The organism is Agromyces marinus (genome assembly GCF_021442325.1).
Lineage (GTDB): Bacteria > Actinomycetota > Actinomycetes > Actinomycetales > Microbacteriaceae > Agromyces > Agromyces marinus.
In genome coordinates this window covers 2854534-2878382 of the sequence record NZ_CP087879.1, presented here as the reverse complement: position 1 = coordinate 2878382, position 23849 = coordinate 2854534, and the positions used below count along the sequence as shown (strand labels likewise).

General features: G+C 72.2%; 29 protein-coding genes and 1 pseudogene. 8 read left to right on the top strand and 22 right to left on the bottom strand.

Annotation, left to right across the window (positions count from 1 at the left end; genetic code table 11):
• Positions 1–55: 55 nt before the first annotated feature.
• From DSM26151_RS13555 to purS, 4 genes and pseudogenes are all read right to left on the bottom strand, one after another.
• Positions 56–1369: a DUF2254 domain-containing protein gene (locus DSM26151_RS13555; protein WP_234660049.1), complete on the bottom strand. Its 1314-nt coding sequence runs from the start codon at positions 1367–1369 to the stop codon at positions 56–58.
• 115 nt (positions 1370–1484) lie between these two features.
• A pseudogene (locus DSM26151_RS13550) lies at positions 1485–1670 on the bottom strand (phosphoribosylformylglycinamidine synthase subunit PurQ); the annotation flags it as partial.
• 349 nt (positions 1671–2019) lie between these two features.
• Positions 2020–2718 carry a phosphoribosylformylglycinamidine synthase subunit PurQ gene (gene purQ, locus DSM26151_RS13545; protein ID WP_234660048.1) on the bottom strand — a complete coding sequence of 233 codons (699 nt, stop codon included), beginning with the start codon at positions 2716–2718 and terminating at the stop codon, positions 2020–2022.
• 11 nt (positions 2719–2729) lie between these two features.
• On the bottom strand, positions 2730–3050 hold the full coding sequence (purS, locus tag DSM26151_RS13540; protein WP_234660047.1) for a phosphoribosylformylglycinamidine synthase subunit PurS: 321 nt from the start codon (positions 3048–3050) through the stop codon (positions 2730–2732).
• A 383-nt stretch (positions 3051–3433) separates the two neighbouring features.
• Here purS and DSM26151_RS13535 point away from each other — a divergent pair, with 383 nt between their 5' ends.
• Positions 3434–4945 (top strand): hypothetical protein, encoded by a 1512-nt coding sequence (locus tag DSM26151_RS13535; protein ID WP_234660046.1) that lies wholly within the window; start codon positions 3434–3436, stop codon positions 4943–4945.
• 220 nt (positions 4946–5165) lie between these two features.
• On the opposite strand, the gene DSM26151_RS13530 is transcribed toward DSM26151_RS13535, so the two are convergent.
• The 4 genes from DSM26151_RS13530 to kynA all read right to left on the bottom strand — a co-directional run bounded on the left by DSM26151_RS13530 (position 5166) and on the right by kynA (position 8750).
• Positions 5166–5564: a hypothetical protein gene (locus tag DSM26151_RS13530; protein WP_234660045.1), complete on the bottom strand. Its 399-nt coding sequence runs from the start codon at positions 5562–5564 to the stop codon at positions 5166–5168.
• A gap of 137 nt (positions 5565–5701) precedes the next feature.
• Complete coding sequence (locus DSM26151_RS13525) at positions 5702–6955, bottom strand: kynureninase (protein ID WP_234661901.1); 1254 nt, start codon at positions 6953–6955, stop codon at positions 5702–5704.
• A gap of 2 nt (positions 6956–6957) precedes the next feature.
• Positions 6958–7962, bottom strand: a complete 1005-nt coding sequence (locus DSM26151_RS13520; RefSeq protein ID WP_234660044.1) for an amidohydrolase family protein — start codon at positions 7960–7962, stop codon at positions 6958–6960.
• Positions 7959–8750: a tryptophan 2,3-dioxygenase gene (gene kynA / locus DSM26151_RS13515; protein ID WP_234661900.1), complete on the bottom strand. Its 792-nt coding sequence runs from the start codon at positions 8748–8750 to the stop codon at positions 7959–7961. The genes DSM26151_RS13520 and kynA overlap by 4 nt, the downstream gene beginning before the upstream one ends.
• Positions 8751–8930: 180 nt before the next feature.
• Here kynA and DSM26151_RS13510 point away from each other — a divergent pair, with 180 nt between their 5' ends.
• Together DSM26151_RS13510 and DSM26151_RS13505 are read left to right on the top strand one after the other, a co-directional pair.
• Positions 8931–9227 (top strand): DUF1905 domain-containing protein, encoded by a 297-nt coding sequence (locus DSM26151_RS13510; protein ID WP_234660043.1) that lies wholly within the window; start codon positions 8931–8933, stop codon positions 9225–9227.
• Between the two features lie 45 nt (positions 9228–9272).
• Positions 9273–9917, top strand: a complete 645-nt coding sequence (locus DSM26151_RS13505) for a TetR/AcrR family transcriptional regulator (protein WP_234660042.1) — start codon at positions 9273–9275, stop codon at positions 9915–9917.
• Between the two features lie 9 nt (positions 9918–9926).
• Here the strand turns inward: DSM26151_RS13505 and DSM26151_RS13500 are convergent, their stop codons facing one another.
• The 3 genes from DSM26151_RS13500 to purD all read right to left on the bottom strand — a co-directional run bounded on the left by DSM26151_RS13500 (position 9927) and on the right by purD (position 13205).
• Positions 9927–10847, bottom strand: a complete 921-nt coding sequence (locus tag DSM26151_RS13500) for a VOC family protein (RefSeq protein WP_234660041.1) — start codon at positions 10845–10847, stop codon at positions 9927–9929.
• 91 nt (positions 10848–10938) lie between these two features.
• Positions 10939–11883, bottom strand: a complete 945-nt coding sequence (locus tag DSM26151_RS13495) for a phosphoribosylaminoimidazolesuccinocarboxamide synthase (RefSeq protein WP_234660040.1) — start codon at positions 11881–11883, stop codon at positions 10939–10941.
• Positions 11884–11894: 11 nt separating this feature from the next.
• Complete coding sequence (gene purD / locus DSM26151_RS13490; RefSeq protein ID WP_234660039.1) at positions 11895–13205, bottom strand: phosphoribosylamine--glycine ligase; 1311 nt, start codon at positions 13203–13205, stop codon at positions 11895–11897.
• Positions 13206–13239: 34 nt separating this feature from the next.
• Between purD and DSM26151_RS13485 the strand changes: the two genes are divergently transcribed.
• Positions 13240–13614 carry a sterol carrier family protein gene (locus DSM26151_RS13485; protein ID WP_234660038.1) on the top strand — a complete coding sequence of 125 codons (375 nt, stop codon included), beginning with the start codon at positions 13240–13242 and terminating at the stop codon, positions 13612–13614.
• Between the two features lie 36 nt (positions 13615–13650).
• The gene (locus DSM26151_RS13480; protein WP_234660037.1) at positions 13651–14025 is read left to right on the top strand and encodes a hypothetical protein; all 375 of its coding nucleotides are present in this window, start codon (positions 13651–13653) and stop codon (positions 14023–14025) included.
• Here the strand turns inward: DSM26151_RS13480 and DSM26151_RS13475 are convergent.
• The 5 genes from DSM26151_RS13475 to DSM26151_RS13455 all read right to left on the bottom strand — a co-directional run bounded on the left by DSM26151_RS13475 (position 14001) and on the right by DSM26151_RS13455 (position 17752).
• Positions 14001–14228: a hypothetical protein gene (locus DSM26151_RS13475; protein ID WP_234660036.1), complete on the bottom strand. Its 228-nt coding sequence runs from the start codon at positions 14226–14228 to the stop codon at positions 14001–14003. The genes DSM26151_RS13480 and DSM26151_RS13475 overlap by 25 nt on opposite strands.
• Positions 14229–14312: 84 nt before the next feature.
• A complete protein-coding gene (gene purF / locus DSM26151_RS13470) occupies positions 14313–15770 on the bottom strand; it encodes an amidophosphoribosyltransferase (protein WP_234660035.1) in 1458 nt (485 codons plus the stop codon).
• A gap of 144 nt (positions 15771–15914) precedes the next feature.
• On the bottom strand, positions 15915–16355 hold the full coding sequence (locus tag DSM26151_RS13465; protein WP_234660034.1) for a hotdog fold thioesterase: 441 nt from the start codon (positions 16353–16355) through the stop codon (positions 15915–15917).
• Positions 16356–16409: 54 nt separating this feature from the next.
• The gene (locus DSM26151_RS13460) at positions 16410–17141 is read right to left on the bottom strand and encodes a glutamine amidotransferase (protein WP_234660033.1); all 732 of its coding nucleotides are present in this window, start codon (positions 17139–17141) and stop codon (positions 16410–16412) included.
• Positions 17138–17752 carry a zinc-binding alcohol dehydrogenase gene (locus tag DSM26151_RS13455; RefSeq protein WP_234660032.1) on the bottom strand — a complete coding sequence of 205 codons (615 nt, stop codon included), beginning with the start codon at positions 17750–17752 and terminating at the stop codon, positions 17138–17140. The genes DSM26151_RS13460 and DSM26151_RS13455 overlap by 4 nt, the downstream gene beginning before the upstream one ends.
• 80 nt (positions 17753–17832) lie before the next feature.
• Here DSM26151_RS13455 and purM point away from each other — a divergent pair, with 80 nt between their 5' ends.
• Positions 17833–18945 (top strand): phosphoribosylformylglycinamidine cyclo-ligase, encoded by a 1113-nt coding sequence (gene purM / locus DSM26151_RS13450; protein ID WP_234660031.1) that lies wholly within the window; start codon positions 17833–17835, stop codon positions 18943–18945.
• A 4-nt stretch (positions 18946–18949) separates the two neighbouring features.
• Positions 18950–19732, top strand: a complete 783-nt coding sequence (locus DSM26151_RS13445) for an LLM class flavin-dependent oxidoreductase (RefSeq protein WP_234660030.1) — start codon at positions 18950–18952, stop codon at positions 19730–19732.
• A 38-nt stretch (positions 19733–19770) separates the two neighbouring features.
• Here DSM26151_RS13445 and DSM26151_RS13440 read toward each other — a convergent pair whose 3' ends face one another.
• Positions 19771–19968 carry a DUF3073 domain-containing protein gene (locus tag DSM26151_RS13440; protein WP_234660029.1) on the bottom strand — a complete coding sequence of 66 codons (198 nt, stop codon included), beginning with the start codon at positions 19966–19968 and terminating at the stop codon, positions 19771–19773.
• Positions 19969–20156: 188 nt separating this feature from the next.
• On the opposite strand from DSM26151_RS13440, the gene DSM26151_RS13435 reads away from it, so the two are divergent.
• Positions 20157–21326: an FAD-dependent oxidoreductase gene (locus tag DSM26151_RS13435; RefSeq protein WP_234660028.1), complete on the top strand. Its 1170-nt coding sequence runs from the start codon at positions 20157–20159 to the stop codon at positions 21324–21326.
• A gap of 225 nt (positions 21327–21551) precedes the next feature.
• On the opposite strand, the gene DSM26151_RS13430 is transcribed toward DSM26151_RS13435, so the two are convergent.
• From DSM26151_RS13430 to DSM26151_RS13410, 5 genes are all read right to left on the bottom strand, one after another.
• Positions 21552–22022 (bottom strand): nucleotidyltransferase family protein, encoded by a 471-nt coding sequence (locus DSM26151_RS13430; RefSeq protein ID WP_234660027.1) that lies wholly within the window; start codon positions 22020–22022, stop codon positions 21552–21554.
• 27 nt (positions 22023–22049) lie between these two features.
• Entirely contained in the window at positions 22050–22418 is a 369-nt protein-coding gene (gene crcB / locus DSM26151_RS13425; RefSeq protein ID WP_234660026.1) for a fluoride efflux transporter CrcB, read from the bottom strand.
• Complete coding sequence (locus DSM26151_RS13420; protein WP_234660025.1) at positions 22415–22834, bottom strand: FluC/FEX family fluoride channel; 420 nt, start codon at positions 22832–22834, stop codon at positions 22415–22417. The genes crcB and DSM26151_RS13420 overlap by 4 nt, the downstream gene beginning before the upstream one ends.
• 9 nt (positions 22835–22843) lie before the next feature.
• Entirely contained in the window at positions 22844–23359 is a 516-nt protein-coding gene (locus DSM26151_RS13415) for a GNAT family N-acetyltransferase (RefSeq protein WP_234660024.1), read from the bottom strand.
• A gap of 85 nt (positions 23360–23444) precedes the next feature.
• Positions 23445–23846, bottom strand: a complete 402-nt coding sequence (locus DSM26151_RS13410; protein ID WP_234660023.1) for a hypothetical protein — start codon at positions 23844–23846, stop codon at positions 23445–23447.
• Positions 23847–23849: the final 3 nt, after the last annotated feature.

Below are 23849 nucleotides of genomic sequence, written 5' to 3'. Positions count from 1 at the left end.
CGTTCGTGGCTGAGCCGGGCGGCGGCAGGAGCAGCCCCGCGAGCGCGCGGGGCCGCTACGCGGACATCGAGCCGGGCTGAGCGAGCGCGGCGCGGGCTCGATCGGCCAGCCGCGCGAACTCGGCGCGCTCGTGCGGGTCGAAGTCCGCGGCAGCCACGCTCGCGACCAGGCGGTCGAGCTGCCCGTCGAGCACGCGCCGGAGTTCGGGGCGCGCCGCGCGGCGCCCCACATCCTCGACGAGCTCGAACAGCCGCGCGACGACGACGGGATCGTCGGCGCCGTACCGACGGACCTGCTGCATGCCGACCTCGACGAGTTCGGCGAAATCGTGGCGCACCGGGACGACGCGCGCGGTGCCGTCCTCGTCCGCGTACGCACTCGGCGGCTCCGGGAGGTCCGCGATGTCGGCGAGCACGGCCGAGATGTGGCTGAGCGCATGCACCGCCGTCGTGGGGTCGTTCACGCCGGGCGACAGCGCCTTGGTCGCGATGTCGACGAGTTGGCGCAGGCCGAACCCGATGTCCTGCGGCGAGGTCCGCTCGTATCCGACCCGGTAGGCCTCGACGATGGCGCCCTCGAGCGCCGAGCGATCGGCGCGCGTGCCCGGTTCGGGCCCGGTCCCGGGCCCGGCTCCGGCCGCGGCATCCGTTCGGGCCCCGTCCGGCCACCATTCGGCGACCGGCGTGCCCTCGATGACGCTCGCTCCGACCTGCCGGAGCTCGCGGACGACCGCCCGGTGCTCTCGCGCCGCGGCGATGAGGGCGTCGCGATCGATCCCGGTCACGAAGCCCGACCGGCGGGCGAGCACTGCGCTCGCGCCGTCGGGGCGCTCCGGTGCGGGCGCGGTGGCGCGGTCGTCGGAGCCGACGAGCGCGATCGTGCGCCCGGTGTCCCGGTGGACGTCGCGCATCATCGTCTCGACGCGCAGGCTGCTCGCGAGGTGGGCGAGGAAGACGACCAGCATCACGACGCTCGTGAGCGTGAGCAGGAACGCGAGCGTGACGGCGATGCGCGGCACCATGGATCCCGTGTCCGAGACCGTGCGGAGCACCGTCAGGGCGTAGGCGAACGTACCGAGGAAGATCGCGAGGGTGGCGTGCACCATGCGGTCGGACGAGAAGGTCCGCAGCAGGCGCGGCGAGGCCTGGCTGCTCGCGAGCTGCAGGGCGATGACGGTGAGCGAGAAGGTCAGCGAGGTCGCGGTGATGAGCGAGCCGGCGATCGTCGTGAGCACCGCGCGCGCCGCGTCGACGCCGCCGCTGAAGAGGACCGCGCCGAGCCAGCCGGCGAGCTGCTCGTCCACCGCCGAGTCGATGATGGGCAGCAGGATGCCCAGGACCACCGCCGCGATGATCGCAGCGACGGGCAACGGCCAGATCCGCGATGAGATCGATTCTGAGAACGTCGCCCACGATCGGCGGGTTCCGTCGGATGTCGGCATCGGCACCTCCCGGGCGTCAGCCTACGGGAGGTGCTCCCGCGTGCTAGGCCTCGACGAGGGTGCGGCGGATGACGCTCGTGAAGAAGCCGAGTCCGTCGACGCCCGAGCGCATGGCGGCCGCGGTGTCGGGGCCGAACCCGGGCTCGACCGCGTGCTCGGGGTGCGGCATGAGGCCGACGACGTTGCCGCGGGCGTTCGTGATGCCCGCGATGTCGCGCAGCGACCCGTTGTGAGGCCGGCTTCGCGGAGGACAGCGAGGTCGCCAAGAGCGACGAGGTCGAGATCGTCGCCGAGACCATCTCGGGGCGCTCGCCGTCGCCCGGGAACTTCCGGGTCCGTCCGAGAAACCGAGCTGCTGGGCGCCGAAGCCGCCGGTGAGTATCGCGCTCGCCGGCCCCGCCGCGAACCCGCCCGCGAGCGTCAACGCGAGCAGCAGCGCCCCTCACCCGCACTCCCCACCGAGTGACGTGCCGAGCGTCCACAATCGGCTGCTCGACCCAGGCGCGAGTGACGGTTTCTGGACACTCGGCGGTGACGCGACCGTCTCCGGTCGCCCTCTCGTGCAGTTCAGTCGCGGGTCACGCCTCGACGAGGGTGCGGCGGATGACGCTCGTGAAGAAGCCGAGTCCGTCGACGCCCGAGCGCATGGCCGCCGCGGTGTCGGGGCCGAACCCGGGCTCGACCGCGTGCTCGGGGTGCGGCATGAGGCCGACGACGTTGCCGCGGGCGTTCGTGATGCCTGCGATGTCGCGCAGCGACCCGTTCGGGTTGACGCCGACGTAGCGGAACGCCACCCGGCCCTCGCCCTCGAGCCGGTCGAGGGTCTCCTCCGACGCGATGAACCCGCCCTCGCCGTTCTTCAGCGGGATCGTGATCTCCTGGCCGGCCTCGAAGTCGGAGGTCCACGCGGTCGACGCGTTCTCGACGCGCAGCACCTGGTCGCGGCAGACGAACGAGCCGTGGTCGTTGCGGATGAGGCCGCCCTCGAGGAGGTGGGCCTCGGTGAGCATCTGGAAGCCGTTGCAGATGCCCAGCACGGGCAGGCCCGAGTTCGCCGCGTCCACGACCTCGGTCATGATCGGGCTGAGGGAGGCGATCGCGCCGCAGCGCAGGTAGTCGCCGTAGCTGAAGCCGCCGGGCAGCACGAGCGCGTCGACGCCCTCGAGGTCGTGCGAGCCGTGCCAGAGCGCGACGGGCTCGCCGCCCGCGAGCCGCACCGCGCGCTGCGCGTCGCGGTCGTCGAGCGAGCCGGGGAAGGTGATGACGCCGATGCGCATGGCGGCCCGCCTCAGTGGGTCTCGCCCGCGGGGGCGTCGTAGCCGTCGTGGTGGCCGGCGGCCTCGCCCGCGAGTTCGGCGTTGGACTGCTCGTAGTGGATGCCGACGACGTCCTCGATGACGGAGTTCGACAGCACGTTCTCGGCGAGCGCGGCCACTTCGGCGCGGAGCGCGTCGTCGACCGGTCCGTCGACGGTCAGTTCGAAGCGCTTGCCCACACGGACTCCGCTGATCGAGCCGTGGCCCCTGCGCGAGAGGGCGCCGGCGACGGCCTTCCCCTGCGGGTCGAGCAGTTCGGCCTTGGGCATCACGTCGACGACGATGGTGGGCACCGCGGTTCTCCGTTCGGTGTCGAGGGGGTGGATGCCTCGATTCTATCCGTCGCGTGGCGGCGCGCCGTCCTCGCGCACCGGTGCCGGCGACGAGCGGACCCGGGCGCCGTTGTAGCTCTCCGACAATGGATCCGCAGTTCGAGCAGGGATGACCTCGCGTTCCCACGGAAGTTCTCGAGGGTCGTTCACCTCGCGTCGGGCGCGTTGCTACATTCGCGGCACTCACGTTCCGTCCCCTCGGGCACGTCGACGACGACGCACCCGCAGGTCCGCTCCAGGTTCCGCCCGACGTTCCGCCCTCCGTTCCGCCCCGGGTCGTTGCGACGGGGTCGTGAGTCCCTTCATCACGCCTGCCCGCAGGCACGACCGAACTGGAGTGCTCGATGACGAGTTCCCACACCCATGCGCACGGCCTCGGCATGCGCATCACCGTGACCGTGCTCAGCGTCCTGCTGGCCGCGATGGTCTTCCTCTACGTCACCACGACGTCCCGCATCGCGGACGGTGCAGGGCAGCTCGGTGCCGGCACGGAGCGCGTCGACGACGGCTCGCAGGCGGTCGCGGCCGGCGCATCCGAGGTCGCCGAGGGCGCGGGCAGCGTCGCCGACGGCGCCGCTCGCATCGACGAGGGGGCGGCGAGCGCGGATGCCGGTGCGGAACGCCTCGTCGCGGGTGCGCGCTCGGCGTCGAACGGGGCCCGCACCCTGGCCGACGGAGCAGCGTCGCTCGCGCTCGGCGCGTCGTCCGCGGCATCCGGTGCCGCCGACCTCAGCTCGGGGGCCGCATCGGCCGCGTCGGGCGCGACGGATGTCTCGGTCGGCGCTTCGCGCCTGGCCGGAGGTGCCGGCACGCTCCACGACAAGGCGGCCGCGGCCGCCGAGGGCGCGGCCACGCTCGCCGACAAGAGCGCGACGCTCGCCGCGGGCGTCACGGGAGCGGATGCCTACGCGAAGGGCGTGCTCGCGCGGGTCGAGGCGTTCCGGGGCCAGCTCGCCGGCGGCATCACGCCCGAGGTCTCAGCGCTGGCCCAGGCCGGCCCGGCTCTCGAGTCGACCGCCGCGACCGCACCCGGCAACGCCTCGCGCCTCGCCGACGCGCTCGCGCAGCTCGCCGCGGCCTCCCCGGACGACGCGTCGCTGCAGGGCCTCGCGGCGCTCGCCGCGGGCGTTCGCGACCAGGTCACCGGGCTCGCGGCGCCGGCCGCGAGCGCGCCCCGACTGGCCGGCGGCCTCATCGCCGCGTCGGGCGGCGTGGACCAGGTCTCCGCGGGGATCGCGGGGCTCGTGCACGGCGACGCATCGAAGCAGTGGCCCGGCACGGTCGCGATCGCCGACCCGTCGCGCGGCGCACCCGCGCTCGCCGCGGGAGCCGCCGAACTCAGCGGCGGTCTCGCCAAGCTGCGCGACGGCGCGGGCGCGCTCGCGGGCAGCACGAGGTCGCTCGCCGACGGCGCGGGGTCGCTCGCGTCGGGAACCCGGTCGCTCGCGAGCGGTGCGGCATCCCTCGAGGCGGGCGCGTCGAACCTCGACGCGGGTGCGGCGCGACTCGACTCCGGAGCGGCCGGCCTCGCGACCGGAACCTCGACGCTCTCGAGCGGGGCGAACTCGCTCGCATCGGGTCTCGGAACGCTCTCGGCCGGGGCCTCGGAGCTCGCCGACGGGTCGGCGACCCTCGCGGCCGGTACCGCAGACCTCTCGGCGGGCTCGGCCGAACTCGCGGACGGCACCGCGGAGCTGGCCGCCGGGTCCGCCGAGCTCGAGGCCGGAGCCTCGGGCGTGGTGCCCTCGCTCGCACCGTGGATGCTCGGCGCCGGGCTCGGTGGGCTCATCGCGATCGGCTTCTGGGTCGGACACCGGGTGAACCACCGGAGCCGTCTCGCGGCGGCCGCGGCCTGATCGGTCGGGTCGAGCGGATGCCGCGGCCGGGCCCCCACGGGTCCGGCCGCGGCGTCGTGGCCGGACCTGCCGCGCTGCGGCGCTACCCGACCGACCGACGTGGTGGCGAGCACGCTCGCCGACGAGTTCGCCCGGCTCCCCGCGCTGGGTTGAGCCCGCGCCGGCGGGCGGGCGCGGGTCGGCGGGCGCGGGCCGGCGGCATCGCCCCGCCGGTGTCGCGTCAGTCGCGCGTGATGGCCCGGATGATCGCGCCGATGCCCACGAGCAGCACCGCGCCGACCGCGGCGGCGATGCCGAGCACGAGCGCGGGGTTGTCGCGGTACTTCTCCTCGATCCAGTCGGCCGCATCGTCGATGAACTCGCCGGCGTCGTCCATCGCGTCGGCGGCGAGCGCCTTCGCTTGGCTCGCGGTATCGGATGCCGCGGCGGTCGCCTTGTTCGCGGCCTCGGAGGCCGCGGCCGTCGCCGTGCCGATCGTGTGGCTCGCGGCGTCGGCGAGGTCCGCGAGCCGGTCGCCCGCCTCGTCGGCTGCGGCATCCGCTGCGGCCTTCGCGTTCTCGACGGCCTCCTCGACGCGGTCGTCGAGGTCGTCGATCTTCTTGTCCGTCGCATCCGTCATGGAAACATCCCTTCCATCGGTCTCGCGTGTGCGGCCATGCTACGCGCGCCGTGTTCCGGTCGCGTGATCACGCCGGAGGGATTGCCGAGGGGTGCATCGCGTGCTACGCGCCGTTCCCGCGCCGACCACCGCGTCCGCTACCCCAGCCCCGCGCGCTCCGCGAGCACCTCGCGCAGCACCTCGCGCGTGACGTCCAGCCCGCGGTGGACCTCCTCGAAGCTCGTCGAGAGCGGTGCGAGCCCGACGCGCAGTCCGCCGACGTCGCGATAGTCGGGGATCACGTCGCGCTGCCAGAGCCGGGCGGTCACCTCGCGCATCGCATCGTGCTGGAGGATCACGTGCCCGCCGCGTTCCCCGGGGTCTCGGGGTGAGGCGACGGTGACGCCGAGCGGTGCGAGCCACTCGTCGGCCACATCGATCGCGTACGAGGTCAGCGCGATCGACTTCGCCCGGATCGCGTCCATCCCGACGTCCTCGATCATCGCCAGGGTCTCCTGCATCGCGATCATGGCCGTGATGGGCGCGGTGCCGCTGACGAAGCGACGGATGCCCGGCGCGGGAACGTAGTCGGGGCCCATGGCGAACAGGTCGGCGGTGCCGAACCAGCCCTGGACGGGCTGCTGGAGCACGCCGTGCAGGTCTTCGCGCACGTAGGCGAACGCCGGCGAGCCGGGCCCGCCGTTGAGGTACTTGTACGTGCATCCGACGGCGAGGTCGAATCCCCACCGATCGGCGTGCACCGGCACGGAGCCGGCCGAGTGGCAGAGGTCCCACAGCACGAGTGCGCCCGCGTCGTGGGCGATGCGCGTGAGTTCGGGCACGTCGGCGACGAAGGCGGAGCGGTAGGACACGTGGCCGAGCACGACGAGCGCGGTGTGCGGACCGACGGCTTCGGCGAGCTGTTCCGGACTCACCCCGCGTTCGAGGTCGACGTCGATCCAGCGGACCCGGCAGCCGCGTTCACCGGCGATGCCCTCGATGACGTACCGATCGGTCGGGAAGTTGTCGCGGTCGATGACGATCTCGCGGCGCTGCGGGTCTCGTGCGACCTGTGCGTCGACGGCCGCGCGCGCGAGCTTGTAGAGGAGCACGGTCGTGGAGTCGCCGATGACGGTCTGCCCGGCCTTCGCCTCGATCACGGCACGGCCGATGCGGTCGCCGATCTCGTACGGGAGGTTGAGCCAGGACTCGTCCCACCCGCGGATGAGGCGTCCGCCCCAGTCCTCGCGGAGGAAGCGCTCGACGCGTTCGATCGCGCCGGCCGGCGGCCGCCCGAGCGAGTTCCCGTCGAAGTAGACGAGGTCGGTGTCGGCGCCGACGAACCGCGCGCGCAGGTGCGCGAGCCCGTCGGCGCGGTCCTGGCGGCGGGCGTAGGCGAGCAGCGGGTCCATGCTCACAGCAGCTCCAGTTCTTCGGTGGGCACGACGCGAGCGGCGCCGAGCCATGCGGCGACGGCCTCCGGATCGCCGACGGCGTCGGCCCCGGGCGCGGGGTCGGGCACGAAGGTCGCCACGCCGGCGTCGACCCAGGCGGGGGTGGGCTCGGGCCACGGGTCGGTCATCGACTCGATGACCTCGGCCGCCGTCAGCCCGGCCCGCATGAGTGCGACGATCTCGGCGCCGACGATGCCGTGCGCGAGCTCTCCGTTGCCGCGGTCGGTGCCGTACAGCACGCGCCCGCCTGACGTGCGGAACCGGGCGAGGTTGTCGATCGCGAGCTCCGCCGCGCGCGGGTCGTCGCGGACGTGGATCGCGAGCGTCGAGATCCACGCCTGCCCGGCGGATGCGGCGCGGCCGATCAGCGTGTCGTCGAGCAGCTCGGTGAACGGGGTGTGCACGAGCACGTCGACGCCCGCACGGATCGCGAGCTCGGCCATGCCGTCGCCTTCGGCGTGCGCCGCGACCGGCAGGCCGGCCGCCCTGGCGGCCGCGATCACGGCGTCGAGCGTCGCCCGGTCGAGGACGGGTCCGGCCGCGGAGTTCAGCACCACCTTGACGACGGATGCCCCGAAGCGGAGCTGTTCGTCGACGGCGCCCTGCACGGGGCCGGCGAGGGCGTGGTGTCGGCGCTCGCTCGCGGCATCCGGCCCGATCGCGTCGAGTTCGCGAACGCTCCCCGCGGGCGCCCACGGGCGATCGCCCGGGTAGCCTCCGCGCGCGGTGAGGAACGCGCCGGCGAACCGCATGCGGGGCCAGCCGTCGCGACCCGCGAGCGAGGCGACCGCACCGGGATTCGCGCCGAGGTCGACGACCGCCGCGATCCCCGGCGCCGGCCCCGCGTCGAGCTGCACGTGCACGTGGTGGTCGACCAGCGGCGGGAGCATCGTCCCGGTCTCACCCGGGCGGTCGCCGTTCAGCGACCGGCGGACCGGCTTCCCGAGCCCTCGCACGGCGCTCACCCCGGGATCTCGGTGCGGACCGCGTACAGCTCGGGGAAGAAGGTCAGCTCGAGCGCGCGCCTGAGGAACGGCGCCCCGCTCGACCCGCCCGTGCCCGTCTTCGAGCCGATGATGCGCTCGACGGTCTTCAGGTGCCGGAAGCGCCAGAGCTGGAAGTTGTCCTCCAGGTCGACGAGCTCCTCGCAGGTCTCGTAGGCGGCCCAGTTGTGCTCGGGGTCGGCGTAGATCGCCGCGAAGACCGGAACGAGGTCCTCGCGGAACGTCCACGCCGTCGTCACATCGCGATCGAGCACCTCCGCGGGGATCGCGTAGCCGGCCCGCGAGAGCAGTCGCAGGAACTCGTCGTAGAGGCTCGGCGCCTCGAGCGCGCGGCGCACGATGGCGCTCGCCGTGGCATCCGCCTCGAAGACCTGGAGCATCTTCGCGTTCTTGTTGCCCAGCGTGAACTCGACCGCGCGGTACTGGTACGACTGGAAGCCGGACGCGTTGCCGAGCACGCCGCGGAACTGCGCGTACTCGCTCGGGGTGAGCGTGGCGAGCACCGACCACTGCTCGGTGAGGGTCTTCTGGATGTGCTTCACGCGCGCGATGCACTTCAGCGCGGGCGCGAGGTCGTCGGCGCGCATGAGCTCGCACGCGGTCGCGAGTTCGTGCAGCACGAGCTTCAGCCACAGTTCGGTGGTCTGGTGCTGGATGATGAACAGCAGCTCATCGTGGTGCTCGGGCCGCGAGATCGGCCGTTGCGCCGCGAGCAGGGTGTCGAGGTCGAGGTAGCCGCCATAGCTCATGCGGTCGCTGAAGTCGGTGACGACGGATGCCTCGATGCGGCGCGTGTTGCCTTCGATGCCGTCGGCCGCCGCGACGTCCCGTTCGGGGCCGCCGGGGTCGCCGCCGCGGTGCTGGTCGTCGTCGATTCCTGCCACCTCGCCAGCCTAGCCAGCGTCGGCGGCGCCCCCTACTCTCGATGCATGATCGAGCGGTATCGCTTCACGGCGACGGTGTACCGGTGGCAGGAGCGCGCGAGCGATTCGTGGTTCTTCGTCGACGTTCCGGAGGAACTCTCGGACGAGATCCGCGATCGACCGCGGATGCCGCGGGGCTTCGGCTCGGTCCGAGTGGAGGCGACGATCGGCGACACGACCTGGCGGACCTCGATCTTCCCGGGTGCCGAGCGCTACTCGTTGCCGCTCAAGCGGGCCGTGCGCGATGCCGAGGGGCTCGAGGAGGGCGCTCCCGTCGAGGTCGGCATCGACGTCCTGGAGTGACGCGCGCCGGGGTCCTCCCCGGCGGGCCGGGAGTAGGCTGGATCGGTGACCACCAACCCGGTGTCGTTGCGCAGGGACGCCCGACGCAACCACGAACGGCTGCTCGTCGAGGCGAGGTGCCTGTTCACCGAACGCGGCATCAACGCGCCGCTCGATGAGCTCGCCACGCGGGCCGAGGTCGGCGCGGGAACGGTGTACCGGCACTTCCCCACGCGCGATGCGCTCATCCGAGAGCTGTACGACACCGGCGTCGACGAACTGCGCGTGCTCATCCACGACCTCGACGAGACCGACTCGGCCTGGCGCGCGATCGAGCGCTGGGTCGAGGTCCTCTCGGGATGGCTGATCGAACGCCCGTACGTTCCGGCGGTGATGCGGCGCGTCGTCGAGCTCGACCCGGAGTACCGCCCGCTGGCCGACATCCAGGAGTTCGCCGACGCACTCGTCGCCCGGGCGCAGGCCGAGGGCACGCTCCGCGCGGGCGTGACGAGCGTCGACATCGCCGTGCTCGTCGACATGCTCGGCTCGCTCGGCCAGTACGGCGGCGCCTATGCGGCGCACTGGAGGCGACAGCTGGCGATCGTGCTCGACGGCCTCCGGGCGCGCGAGGGGGCGGGTGCGCTGCCCGGCGTTCCGCAGGCGTTCGGCGAGTTCCACGACATGTCGCACCACAAGCGCGCCGAAGACTGAGCCGGCGCGCTACCGCGCCGTGCGCACCTCGACCGCGTTCGCCCAGGGATCGTCGAAGGCGAGCGTCCGACCGTCGTGCCTCGTCGGAACGTCGTAGTGCGCCATCCGCTCGCCCAGCTCGCCGAGGTCGTCGCCGCTCGGCACGACGATCTCGACCTTCCCGAGCCCGAGCGCGAGCCGGCGTCGGCCCGCTCCGCGGCTCTGCCAGGTGTTCATCGCCATGTGGTGGTGGTAGCCGCCCGCCGAGACGAACAGTGCCTGGTCGCCGTAGGTCGCGGTCTCGTCGAAGCCGAGACGCCGCACGTAGAACTCGCGCGCGCTCGCGATGTCGCCGACCGAGAGGTGCACGTGGCCCACACCGGCATCGCCGAGCCCGGTCCCGGCCGCGGCGGCCGCCGACCCGCGTTCGCTCAGGTGCTCGCGCAGGTACCCGTTCGGGTCGAGGAACACGGTCGCCATCTCGATCGTGCCGTGCGTCCAGCTCCACGCCGATCGTTCGCGGTCGAAGTAGAGCTCGACCCCGTTGCCCTCGGGGTCGTCGAAGTAGAACGCCTCGCTCACCAGGTGATCGGCACTGCCCGTGAACGATCCGGGGTGCTTCGAGGCGACCGACAGCAGCGCCGTGGCGAGCGCCTCGCGCGTGTCGAAGAGGATCGCGGTGTGGAACAGGCCGGCGCTGCGCGGCGACGCGTGACGCAGCTCGGGGGCGTGCTGGAGGATCACTGCGGGCCGGCCGCGGCGCCCGAGCACGGCGACCGGGCCGTCGTGGCTGATCAGGTCGAGCGTCACGGCGTCGCGGTAGTACCGGATCATCGCGTCGAGGTCCGCGACGCGGAGGGTGACCGCGCCCATCGCGGTGTCGGCCGCGAGCCGGTCGGGCACGGCCGGGGTGCTCGCCGCCGGGTCGTCGCTGCCGGGGATGCTCGTCATACCGGACTCAACCGAGCCCGGCCGCGTGGCATTCCGGGCGGAGGGGAGCCGGTGCCGGATCGCCGGGCCGGAGGTCGCCCGGCTGCGGGGCCTACAGCCCGAGCGTGAGGCGCTCGACGAGCGCACGGTAGCGCTCGGCGGTCTGCTCGACGATCTCCGACGGGAGGGTCGGCGGGTTCTCGAGCACGCGCTGGTCCCAGTTCGCGGCGAGCCAGTCGCGCACGATCTGCTTGTCGAAGCTGGCCATCCGGACCTCGGGGGTCGCCCCGGTCAGGTACGCCTCGAGGTCCCAGAACCGGCTCGAGTCGCTCGTGAGGACCTCGTCGGCGAGCGTGACGATGCCGAGTTCGCGGTCGGCGCCGAACTCGAACTTGGTGTCGGCGAGGATCAGCCCGCGCTCCTCGGCGACCTGCGACGCGTGCGCGAACACGTCGAGCGAGATGGCGCGCAACTGCTCGGCGACGGTCTCGCCCACGAGTTCGACGGTGCGCTCGTACGAGATGTTCTCGTCGTGCTCGCCGACCGGTGCCTTCCAGGCCGGCGTGTACACGGGTTCCGGAAGGCGGTCGCCGTCGCTCAAGCCCTCCGGCAGCGGGATGCCGCCGATCGCGCCCGTCGCGGCGTACTCCTGGTAGCCGCTGCCGGTGAGGTAGCCGCGCACGACGCACTCGATCGGGAACATGTCGAGGGTGCGGCAGAACATCGCCCGGTCCGCGACCTCGCGCGGGATCGGGGGGAGGTCGTGGTAGCGGTCGTCCTCGGCGTAGGCGAGGTGGTTGGGCACCTCGGGCAGCCGGTCGAACCACCAGCGGCTGAGCGAGGTGAGCAGCGCTCCCTTGCCGAGGATCGCGGGGTCGAGCACGCGGTCGAACGCGCTCACGCGGTCGCTCGCGACGACGAGGACGACGGGCGAGAGCTGCAGCGGGTCGCCGGTCCACGAGTCGTCGTCGGTCATCAGGGCCGTGGGCACGTACAGGTCGCGCACCTTGCCGGAGTACACGTGCGTCCAGCCGTCGAGGCCACCCGTGTCGGTCATGCTCGTCTCCCTCAGTCCGCGACGCGCGCGGCGATGTCGGTGCGGTACTGCCCGCCGTCGAGGCGCAGCCGGCCGATGGCGTCGTACGCGCGGCGGCGCGCGTCGGCGAAGTCGTCGCCGACCGCGACGACGTTCAGCACGCGGCCACCGGTCGCGATGAGGTGCGGCTCGGTGTCGTCGTGGGTGCTGCCGACGGCGGTCGCTGCGTGCGCCAGGTGCACGCCGGGAACGGATGCCGCGGCCTCGAGCCCGTCGATGCGCCGGCCGGTCTCGGGCGCTTCCGGATAGCCCTCGCTCGCGAGCACGACCGTGACGGCGGCGTCGCTCCGGAACTCCGGACGGGGCAGCTCGCCGAGCCCGCCCGTCGCGGCGGCGTGCAGGAGCCCGGAGAGCGGCGTCGCGAGCCGCGGCAGCACGACCTGGGTCTCGGGGTCGCCGAAGCGCGCGTTGAACTCGATGACGCGGATGCCGCGGCTGGTCAGGATGAGCCCGGCGTAGAGCAGGCCGATGAAGGGCGTCTGCTCCTCGGCGAGCTGCTTCACGGTCGGCAGCGCGATGGTCTCGATGACCTCGTCGACGAACGCCTGCTCGCTGCCGAACCGGTCGTCGAGCCAGGGCAGCGGCGAGTACGCGCCCATGCCGCCCGTGTTCGGTCCCTCGTCGCCGTCGCGCAGGCGCTTGTAGTCCTGTGCGGGCGAGAGCGGCAGCACGTTCGTGCCGTCGGAGAGGAGGAACAGCGACACCTCCTGGCCGTCGAGGAACTCCTCGACGAGGACCGGGCCCTGCTGCAGGTAATGCGCGGCGTGCGCGAGGGCCGCCTCGCGGTCCTCCGTCACGAGCACGCCCTTGCCGGCCGCGAGCCCGTCGGCCTTGACGACGTAGGGCGAGCCGAACTGGTCGAGGACCTCAGTGACCTTCGGCAGCGAGTCGACGAGGCTCGCGCGACCGGTGGGAACGCCCGCGGACTCCATGATGCGCTTCGCGAACGTCTTCGAGCCCTCGAGTGCCGCGGCGGCCCGGCCCGGGCCGAACACGGCGATGCCGCGCGTGCGCAACGCGTCGGCGACTCCGGCGACCAGCGGCGCCTCGGGCCCGACGACGACGAGCTCGATGCCGCCCTCGAGCGCGTAGTCCGCGACGACGACGGGGTCGGTCGGGTCGAGCGCGATGGTCTCGACGCTCCCGCGTGCCGATGACGTGGGGGATGCCGCGATGCCGGCGTTGCCGGGCGCTGCGACGATCTCGTGGCCGGCCTCCTCGTCGAGCAGGGCGAGGATGATGGCGTGCTCGCGCGCGCCCGAACCGAGGACGAGGATTCTCACCTGCTCAGGCTACCGGGTGCGGGAGGATGGGGTCATGCCACGAAGGATCCCCGACGTCGCCGGTCGCGACGCCGTCGCGACCGTGCTGGGCGCGGATGGCGCGCCGGATCGGGCGGCGCTGGCGACGGCCGTGCGGTACACGCTGCAACTGCTGGCCGAGCAGGCGCCCGGCGGAACCGTCGAGGTCCGCGTGCCGCCGTTCGGCGCGGTGCAGTGCATCGAAGGTCCCCGGCACACGCGCGGGACCCCGCCGAACGTCGTCGAGACGGATGCCGCGACCTGGGTCGCACTCGCGACGGGTGGGGTCGCCTGGGCCGACGCGCACGCCTCGGGCCGCGTGCGGGCGTCGGGGCAGCGCGCCGACCTGTCTGGAGCGGTTCCGGTGATCGATGGGGCGCGCCTGGCCTGATGCGGGAGACCTGGCCTGATGCGGGAGAATGGCAGGGTGAGCGATGCGAACGGACCTGAGCCCGCCGACCGTCCCAAGGTCGAGCGGATGGACCTCGACCCCGACCGGGTCGAGACCGAGGTCACGAACGACGTGGTGAGCGTGCGGCGCTCGCCACGGTACGGGAGCTTCCTGCTCCTCGGCACGGCGCTCGGCGTGCTGGTCGCGCTCGTGCTCACGTTCGCCTTCCCCCAGAACGAGGAGTTCGACCGGTCGCAGGTGTTCGGGTTCCTGCTGCTGTGGTGCGCGGCCGGCGGGCTCCTGCTCGGCGGCGTCGTCGCGCTCGTGCTCGACCGCGTGCTCGCGCGCCGACGCGGCACCGCCGTCGCGGAGCACGAGTCGACCCACTATCCGGACGAAGACACGGCCTGAGCCGCGAGCAGGCGCTCGAACTCCGCCACGCTCCCGTCCGCACGTCGGAGAACCTCCCGCCCCAGGACCGTGCGCCACGAGCCGTCGGCGTCGAGTGCCAGCACCACGGGCAGCCCGGACTCGGCGACCTGCTCGCGCACCGCGGCATCCGTCACCTCATTGCGATGCAGCAGCAGGAACGGTACGCCGAGCCGGTCGATCATGCATGGTTCCAGCCTCGCATCCGCACCCGTGCGTCCGCTGGGCCGCAGCGCCCGGAGCGCGGGCCGGGCTGCACCGGTCGCGGCTCAGCTGAGCTGCGTGCGCTCCAGCCAGCCGAGGTACTCCTCGGTGATGGTTCCGGTCACGTAGTCGCCGGTGAAGCACGACAGGTCGAGTTCGGCGATGTCGGTGCCTTCGGTGATCGCGGCCTGGAGGTCGGCGACCTCCTGGTAGATCATGTGGTCGGCGCTGAGTTCACGGGCGATCTCGGGGATCCTGCGGTCGTGCGCGATGAGCTCCTGGCGGCTCGGCATGTTGATGCCGTACACGTGCGGGTAGCGCACGGGCGGCGCGGCCGAGGTGAAGGTCACCTTGTTGGCGCCCGCGGCGCGCGCCATCTCGACGATCTCCTTCGAGGTCGTGCCGCGCACGATCGAGTCGTCGACGATGAGGACGTTCTTGCCCTTGAACTCGGTGCCCATGGCGTTCAGCTTCTGCCGGACGGAGCGCTTGCGCTGCGCCTGCCCGGGCATGATGAAGGTGCGGCCGACGTAGCGGTTCTTGTAGAACCCCTCGCGGTATTCGATGCCGAGCTTCTGCGCGACCTGCATCGCGGCCGGGCGCGAGGAGTCGGGGATCGGCATGACCACGTCGATGTCGCCGCGGTCCATGTGGGTGGCGATGGTGTTCGCGAGGCGGTCGCCCATGCGCAGGCGCGCCTCGTACACGGAGATGCCGTTCATGACCGAGTCGGGGCGCGCGAGGTAGACGTACTCGAACGAGCACGGCACGAGACGGGTGGTCGCGGCGCACTGGCGCGAGATCATCTGCCCGTCGAGCGTGATGAAGACGGCTTCGCCGGGCTCGACGTCGCGCACGATCTCGTAGTCGCCGTTCTCGAGCACGAGCGACTCGGATGCCACGATCCACTCGTCCTTGCCGGCATCCGTCGTGCGCTTGCCGAGGATGAGCGGGCGGATGCCGAACGGATCGCGGATGGCGAGCAGGCCGTGGCCGGCGATCATCGCGATGACCGCGTAGGAGCCCTCGACGCGTTCGTGCACCTGGGTCACGGCCTCGAAGATCTGGTCGGGGTCGAGCCCGAGCCCAGTGATCTGCCCCTGCAGCTCGGTGGCGAGCACGTTCAGGAGCATCTCGGTGTCGCTCGTGGAGTTCACGTGGCGACGGTCGATGCGGAACAGGTCCTGGGAGAGCTCGCGCGTGTTCGTGAGGTTGCCGTTGTGGACGAGGATGATGCCGTACGGCGCGTTCACGTAGAACGGCTGGGCCTCTTCCTCACGCTCGGCGGCTCCCTTGGTCGTGTACCGGACGTGGCCGAGGCCCATGCTGCCGAGCAGCGCGCGCATGTCGCGCGTGCGGAAGGCCTCCCGCACCTGCCCCCGCGCCTTCGCCATGTGGAAGACCGGGCCGTCGGCGGTGGCGATGCCGGTCGAGTCCTGCCCGCGGTGCTGCAGGAGGAGGAGGCTGTCGTAGATCTGCTGGTTGACCGGCTCGGTGGAGACGATGCCGACGATGCCGCACATGCGAGCGATGGCTCCTCGGGGAAGGGGTGAAGCGTCCGAGTTGGACGTTCCATCCTCCCACATGCGCGCGTGTGCGCCCGCTGAACGGATGCCGGTGCTCACCTGAGCACGGGCATCGACGATCGAGCCCGATCCTGCGAAGGCTCAGTACGGCGACGGCATCCCGAGCACGGCCATCGTGCAGCGCGACACGCACACGAGCCGCCCCTGCTCGTCGGTGATGCGGATGTCCCAGACCTGCGTCGTGCGGCCGCGCGAGATGGGCGTGGCCGCGCCGGTCACCCAGCCCTCGGAGATCGGACGGACGTGGTTCGCGTTGATCTCCATGCCGACGCAGGAGAACTGCTCCCGGTCGACCGTGAACGAGGCGGCCAGGCTCGCGAGGGTCTCCGCGAACAGCACCGAAGATCCGCCGTGCAGCACCCCGCCCGGCTGGCGCGTGCGCGCGTCGACGGGCATGCGCCCGATGAGCGAGTCGTCGCCGAACTCGGTGATCTCGATCCCGAGCGCGCGGATCGCGGTGTTCTCGCAGCGTGCGTTCACGTCATCGGCCGACGGCCGTCGGTCGCCGAACCAGATGCCCATGCGTTCGAGTCTGCCACGGCTCGCGCCGCCGCACCGCGGCGGGTGGGCGCCGCGTCACCGCGCGTATCGCTCGACGAACGTCCGCAGCATCCGGCTGGGCTCGGACACGACCGCCCTCGCCGCGGCGGCGAGCGTGGTCTCCAGTTCGTCCGCCGCGAAGTAGCCGTGGCTCGCGTACGCGCGGATTCGCACGAGGATGCCGTCGAGGTCGAGCTCGGGATGGAACTGCGTGGCGTAGACGTTCGACCCGACGCGGAACGCCTGGACGGGGCAGGTCGCCGACGACGCGAGCAGCGTCGCCGAAGCAGGGAGGGTGCGGATCGCCTCCTTGTGCCCGACGAACGCGTTGAACGTCGCGGGCAGCCCGGCCAGGAGCGGGTCGGCGGCCCCGGCGCCGGTGAGCGTGACCGGCACCACGCCGATCTTCTCGGCGTAGCGCCCGTCGATCAAGGCGCCCTGGTGCGCTCCCAGCGTGCCGACCCCGTAGCAGGCGCCCAGGAACGGGAAGTCGCGTGCCACGACCTCGTCGAGCAGGGTCGCGAACTCGGCTTCGACGCGGTGCTGCACGCTCGACTTCCGGTCGGCCGGGTCGGAGGCGTTGAACGGGCCGCCGCCGACGAAGATGCCCGACAGGCCGTCGAGGTCGAGGTGCGGCATCGGCCCGAGCTCGAGCCGGACGCGGATGAGGTCGCGCTCGTCGAGCCCGGTGCCGCGGAGGAAGAGCGCGTACTCCTCGTCGGCCGGCCGTTCCTCGGCGCGGGTGGCGAGGAGCACGAACGGCTTCACGCGAGTTCGGCGATGATCGGGTGGATCGCGTCGTCGAACGCCGCGGCATCCGATCGGAGCGTGTCGGTGACCGCGACCGTCTTGCGCCCGATCCACCACACGCCGGATGCCGCGAGCGGGAGCACCTCGACGTTCAGCTCGAACGAGTGCGCCCGCCGGCCGACGTCACGTTCGTGCTCCGCGATGGAACCGGCGTAGGCGCGGTAGGTGTCGCCCGAGCGGGCCGCGGTCGCGGTGCGGTAGTGGTCGTGCGCCCACTCGGCCCAGGCGAGCGCAGCCTCGGCGTGGGGGCGGATGGCGGTCGCGAGCGCTTCCGCACCCGAGACCGGCAGCGCGACGGCGGTTCCGTACTCGTCGATCAGTTCGAGGGGCACCGCTGAGGGATGCTCCTCGGGTTCCACGGTCATCGCCCACCACTCGCGCCACTGCCGTTCGAGTGCGTCGTGCGCATCCATGTCGTCCGACTCCGGCCCGACGCGCCCGATGTCGCGCAGCCTCGGCAGTTCGGCGGGCGAGGCGATGCCGAGCACCTCGCGCAGGTAGAGCGCGAGCAGTGCCCCGGTGCTCGCGTTCTCGCGAATCACCCACGACGGCGTGGCACCCGCGTGCATATCGTGATCATACGTCCGCCGGCCGACAGCGGCCCGCAGGCGCGCAGTCGGCCCCGGCGCGCCGCGGGTACCCTTGACGGGTGAGCGCGAACTCGTCCTATGCCGCTGCCGGAGTCGACACCGCCGCCGGCGACCTCGCCGTCGAACTGATGAAGGAGGCGGTCGCGAAGACCCACGGACCGAACGTGCTCGGCGGCGTCGGCGGCTTCGCCGGCCTCTACGACCTCTCGTTCGCGAAGGACTACACCCGCCCGCTCCTCGCGACCTCGACCGACGGCGTCGGCACCAAGATCGCGATCGCGCAGGCGCTCGACATCCACGACACCATCGGGCAGGACCTCGTGGGCATGGTCGTCGACGACATCGTGGTGGTCGGGGCGACCCCGCTGTTCATGACCGACTACATCGCGTGCGGCAAGGTCGTCCCCGACCGCATCGCGGCGATCGTCACCGGCATCGCGCGCGCCTGCGCCGAGACCGGCACCGCCCTGGTCGGCGGTGAGACCGCCGAGCACCCCGGTCTCATGGGCGTCGACGACTACGACGTCGCGGGCGCGGCGGTCGGCGTCGTCGAGGCCGATCGGGCGCTCGGCGCGGAGCGCGTGCAGGGCGGCGACGTCGTCCTCGCGATCGAATCGTCGGGCCTGCACTCCAACGGCTACTCGCTCGTGCGCCACATCCTCGCGAACGCGAAGCTCTCCTATTCGGATGCCGCGCCCGACCTCGGCACGACCTGGGGCGAGGCGCTGCTCGAACCCACGCGCCTGTACTCGGGCCCGCTCGTGAAGCTCCTCGCGCACGAGCGGCTCGGCGCCGCAATGCACGCGCTCTCGCACGTCACCGGCGGCGGCATCGCCGCCAACCTGGCGCGCGTGCTTCCGCGCGGTTCGTGGGTCGAGGTCGACCGGGCGACGTGGTCGCCGCAGCCGGTGTTCCGGGCGCTGAACGCGCTCGCGGGCACCACGCTCGAGTCGACCGAGGGCACCTGGAACCTGGGCGTCGGCTTCTTCGCGGTCGTCGAAGCGAATGCCGCGGCATCCGTCGTCACCGAACTCGGGGCGCTCGGTCTGCCCGCGTGGCAGGTCGGCACCGTCTCCACGGCGGCGCGCGATGCGTCGGCACCCGGTTGGGAGCAGGGCGCGAAGGGCGTCGACGGCGGCGCGGTGCGCCTGGTCGGAACCTACGCGGACTGACGCGATGCGTGCGGCGCTCTCCCTCGGCCTGCCCGGCACGACCGACCATGCCGTGCTGCGCGCCCTCGCGCCGCGCCTGGAACGCCTCGGGTTCCACGCCCTCTGGCTGAACGACGTCCCGCACGGGGACTCGCTGGCCGGACTGGCCGCCGTGGCCGGGTCCTCCGAGCGGCTGGGGCTCGCGACGGGCGTGATCCCGCTCGACCGTCGCCCCGCGGCATCCCTCGACCTGGCGGCGCTGCCCGCCGCGCGCACGACGATCGGCATCGGCTCCGGGCGCGCGGAGCAGCCGTCGGCACTGGTCCGCTCCGGCATCGAGACCCTGCGCGAAGGTCGCCCGGTGCGCATCGCGGTGGGCGCGCTCGGTCCGGGCATGCGGCGCCTCGCGGCCGAACGAGCGGATGCCGTCGTGCTGAACTGGCTCACGCCCGCTGCCGCGACCGAGGCGATGACCGTGCTCCGGCACGAGGCGCGCGAACCCGACGGCACGGCTCGCGCCGTGCGCGGGGTGCTGTACCTGCGCACGATCGTCGACGAGGGCGCCCGAGCCGAACTGGTACGCGAGGCCGATCGCTACGGGTCGTACCGGGCGTACGCGGCGAACTTCGAGCGGCTCGGCGTGCAGCCCATCGACGCGACGCTCGATCACGGCGCCGCGCTCGGCGCGTTCGACGTGGTCGACGAGATCGTGCTCCGGGCGATCACCGCGAACGGAACGCTCGGGGAGTTCGAGCGGTTCGTCGAGGAGGTCGCCGGGTGGCGGGACGCGGTGACCGCAACCGAATGACACCCCGCCGCGACCGCAGCGGGGTGCTCAGGAGACGGTCAGGAGCGGTGCGACCCGTCGTCGGTCACGTACGTGTCGTCGTCGGCGTACTCTGCCCACTTCGACATCTCGTCGTCATGGTCGTGGTTCGTAGCCGTGAGCTCGCGCTCGAGCGCGCTGTAGTCGGTGGCAGGGCTGAAGTACTTCAGCTCCCGAGCGACCTTGGTGTGCTTGGCTTTCTGACGGCCGCGCCCCATGCGTGACCCCCTTACGACGTCTGGCCGGATGGGATGGTCGTCACCCGGCGCTCTGATCAATGAACAATCCCGATCGATAGTTTAGCATCGCGCGAGGTCCCGGCCGCTCGACGCGGCGGTGCTGTGGAGGTGCTGAGCAGGCCCGCCCGCTGGCCGATCGGGCGCCCCGGACATGGTGGGATGGAGGGGTGGAAGCGATCCCCGACCGTGTGAAGGTCGCGGTGATCGGTGCCGGGCAGGCGGGGCTGTCCGTCGCCTATTACCTGCGACGCTTCGAACTCGTCGCCGACGAGGATTTCGTCATGCTCGATCGCGCCCCCGGGCCGGGCGGCGCGTGGCAGCATCGCTGGTCGTCGCTGCGCCTGGGAACGGCGCACAAGGTGAACGACCTGCCGGGCATGGGGGAGCTCGGACTCAGTTTCGAGACCGCGGACCGGGCGCTTCCGGCCAGGGACGTGGTCGCCGACTACTACGGGCGCTTCGAGGACCACTACGGGCTGCGGGTGCATCGTCCGATCGACGTCCGGCACGTCGAGAACGACGGCGTCGACATCCGGGTCGGCTACCGCGACCTCAGTCCGCAGCCGACGGAGGAGCTCAAGGCGCGCGGGTTCTTCGGCAGGCGGCGCAAGACGTTCGAGGAGGCTCCGCCCCCACCCGAGCCGCGCGGCGAGCTCCGAGCGTCGTTCCTCGTCAACGCGACCGGCACCTGGGGTTCGCCCTTCGTGCCCTACTACCCGGGCATGGGCGACTTCCGAGGTCGCCACCTGCACACCTCCGACTTCGTCGAGGCCGAGGACTTCCGCGACCTGCACGTCGTCGTCGTGGGCGGTGGAACGTCGGCGATCGGGTTCATGCTCGAACTCGAGGGCGTGGCATCCGCTCTGACCTGGGTCTCGCGACGGCCGATCGACTGGCTCGATCGGCAGGAACTCGACCTCGAGGGCGCATCGGCGGCCGTGTCGAAGCAGGACGAGGCCGCGCGAGCCGGCCGGGCACTGCCGTCGATCGTGAGCGGAACCGGGGTTCCGAAGAACCGCCGGATCGTCGCGGGCATCGATCGGGGCCTGCTCGTCGCGAAGCCCATGTTCGACCGGATCGAACCCGATCGCGTCGTGTGGGCGGACGGCACGTCGGTCCGAGCCGACGCGATCATCTGGGCGACCGGCTTCCGTCCCGAACTCCGTCACCTCTCGCCGCTGAAACTGCGCGAGAAGGCGGGCGGCGTCACGGTCGGCCAGGGCGCCGCCTGGCAGGACCCGCGGGTCTTCCTCGCCGGGTACGGTCCGCAGGCGTCGACCATCGGCGCGAACCGCGCCGGTCGGATGATCGCCCGGCAGATCATGGCGATGCTGTAGCGCGCGCCGCGGCCGGTCCTTCCGGAGCGATCGGCGCCGTCAACCGGTGGTGTCGTCGGCGTCGAGGGCGGCCGTTGCCTCCGCGAACAGTGGCGCGAGGGCGAGCGCCCGCTTCCTGAGCCACCTCATCGGCTGAGTAGGCGTCCTTGCCTCTGGCGACGATGGATGCCGCTATCTCGAGCCAATGCTGGATGTGCAGCAGTTCCTTCGCGATGCGATGATCCATCACAGCGGCACCCTGTCACGGAGGATGTCGCGATCCCGCCGGGGGTCGAGTCCTCGATAGCTGACGAGGTCGACGCGACGGTCGAGGATCGCCTCGAGTGCTTCCTCCAGGTGGAGCATGTCGAAGAGATCGGCGCCGGGCGGGGGCTGCACGAGCAGGTCGACGTCGGAGTCCTCTCGGTCATCTCCGCGGGCGGCGGACCCGAACACTGCGAGATCGGTGAATCCTCGCTGCTCGGCGACCTGGCGAAGCACGGAACGTCCAGCGGCGACGAGTTCACTTGGTCGCACGCCATCGGTGCGCTCTTTGGCGACCTGGTAGCTGATCGCGGGTTGCGTGACGGCGAGCCGTCTCGCGACCTCGCGTTGGGTCTGGCCCTCTGCGAGCATCGCACGCGCCGCGAGCACGCGACGCAGGCGCGCGAGTTCGCCATCCCGCGTTGCTGCTTCGTACTCCAGCGCGAGGCTCATAAAGAGAGTTTATCAGGATGCCTGCTGCTACCGCACCAGCAGGTAGGCGCCGAGTGCGGCGCCGATGCCGAGCGCGAGCGTGACCAGCACGTTGAGGATCGCGGCGCGCCACCGGCCGCCGTCGGCGAGTTCGACGGTCTCGACGCACCACGTGCTGAACGTCGTCAGCCCTCCGCAGAAGCCGGTCACGAGCACCAGCCGCAGGTCGGCCGACAGGGCGGCCCGTTCGGCGAGCCCGATGACCGCGCCCGCGATCCCCGACCCGACGACGTTGACGACGAGGATGCCGCCCGGCAGATGCCCGGGGCGGACCGGGTAGGCCTTCGAGAGCAGGTAGCGGATGACCGCGCCGACGGCGCCCGCGACGAGCACGGCCGTGATCACAAGCGGGCTCATAGCGTCGCCCCGTCGTCGGTGACCTCGGTCGGCATCGGGCGGTGCGCGAGCGTCGAGCCGAGCCTCAGGCCCGCCGCCGCGAGGGCCAGGCCGGCCACCAGCGACGCGAACAGGTATAGGGCGGCAAGGCCCGTGGCATCCGCTCGATCGAGGATCGCGACCGAGCCCATCACGGCCGAGAGCGTCGTGAACGAGCCGATGAGGCCGGACCCGATACCGGCCTTCAGCCAGGTCGGCGTCGAGGGCCTCGTCCAGAGCCCCCCGGCGAGCCAGCCGAGCACGAACGTCCCGACGAGGTTCGCGATGAACGTCGACCACGGGAACCCGTGGTCGGGGTGGGGCAGCAGCACGTCGAGCGCGAGGCGCAGGCCGGTGCCGGCGAGGCCGCCGACGAAGACCGCGAGAACCGGGGGCACGCGTCGAGGCTACGCCGTGCCGGGCCCGGGAGCCGGAAGCACCCACACGTTCGACGGCAGCCGGGTGCCCTTGGGGAACTCGAACTCCTCGACGCCCTCGAGGACGAAGCCGGCGCCGCGGCACAGCGCGTTCGACGCGGCGTTCCCGACGCGCGGGTAGGCGGCGATCGGGCGCGACGGGTCGACGGTGCGAGCCTCGTCGAGGAGCAGCCCGAGCGCAGCCCGAGCGAACCCGCGGCCCTGGAACGCGGCGAGCACGGTCCACCCGACCTCGAACAGCACCCGCCCGTCGTCGGTTCGCGCCCAGAACCCGATCGTGCCGACCCCGGCCGGGTGATCGGGCGTCACGATCGCGTACATGTGAGAAGAGCCGTCACGCCATCCGCGCAGGTACTTCTCGTGACGGGCGAGCACCTGCGTGTCGGTCTCCGGTCCGCCGAGATGCTCCATGAGTTCGGGCGCGTTGGCACGCCGCAGCAGGTCGAGGTCGGATTCCGACCACGGGCGCAGCGAAACCTCGGTCATGCGTCCATGCAAGCGGATGCCGCCGACATCCGCACTCACGGTGCGCGGTCCTGCTGCGACCCGGGCGTCGCGGCATCCGCGCCGCTCACTCGAGCACGGTCTGCCAGATCGCGAAGTCGTTCCCGGTACGGCATTCGTCGGGCGCGTCCGCGACGTCCAGGTACCCGCCGCCGCCCTCGACGGCGTCCCCGATCCGAAGCGGTCCGAGCCCCGGCACTTCGACGGTCTCGCCGTCGTCGGCGAGGGTCGTCCCATACGGGAACTCGAGGACGTGCAGGCCATCGAGATCGTCGAGCGCGAGGCATCCGTTCTCGGTCCGCGTCAGCGTTCCCGCGACGATCGCGTCCATGGCGGCGTCGGGAGGGTTCGATGCCGCAAGCAGGATCGTGCCGTCGGCCCGGTGCACGCGTGGCGCGTCGGGGACGGCCGCGCACGCGGTCGTCCCCGACGCGACAACGATGAGCAGGAGGGCGGATGCCGAGCGCATGAG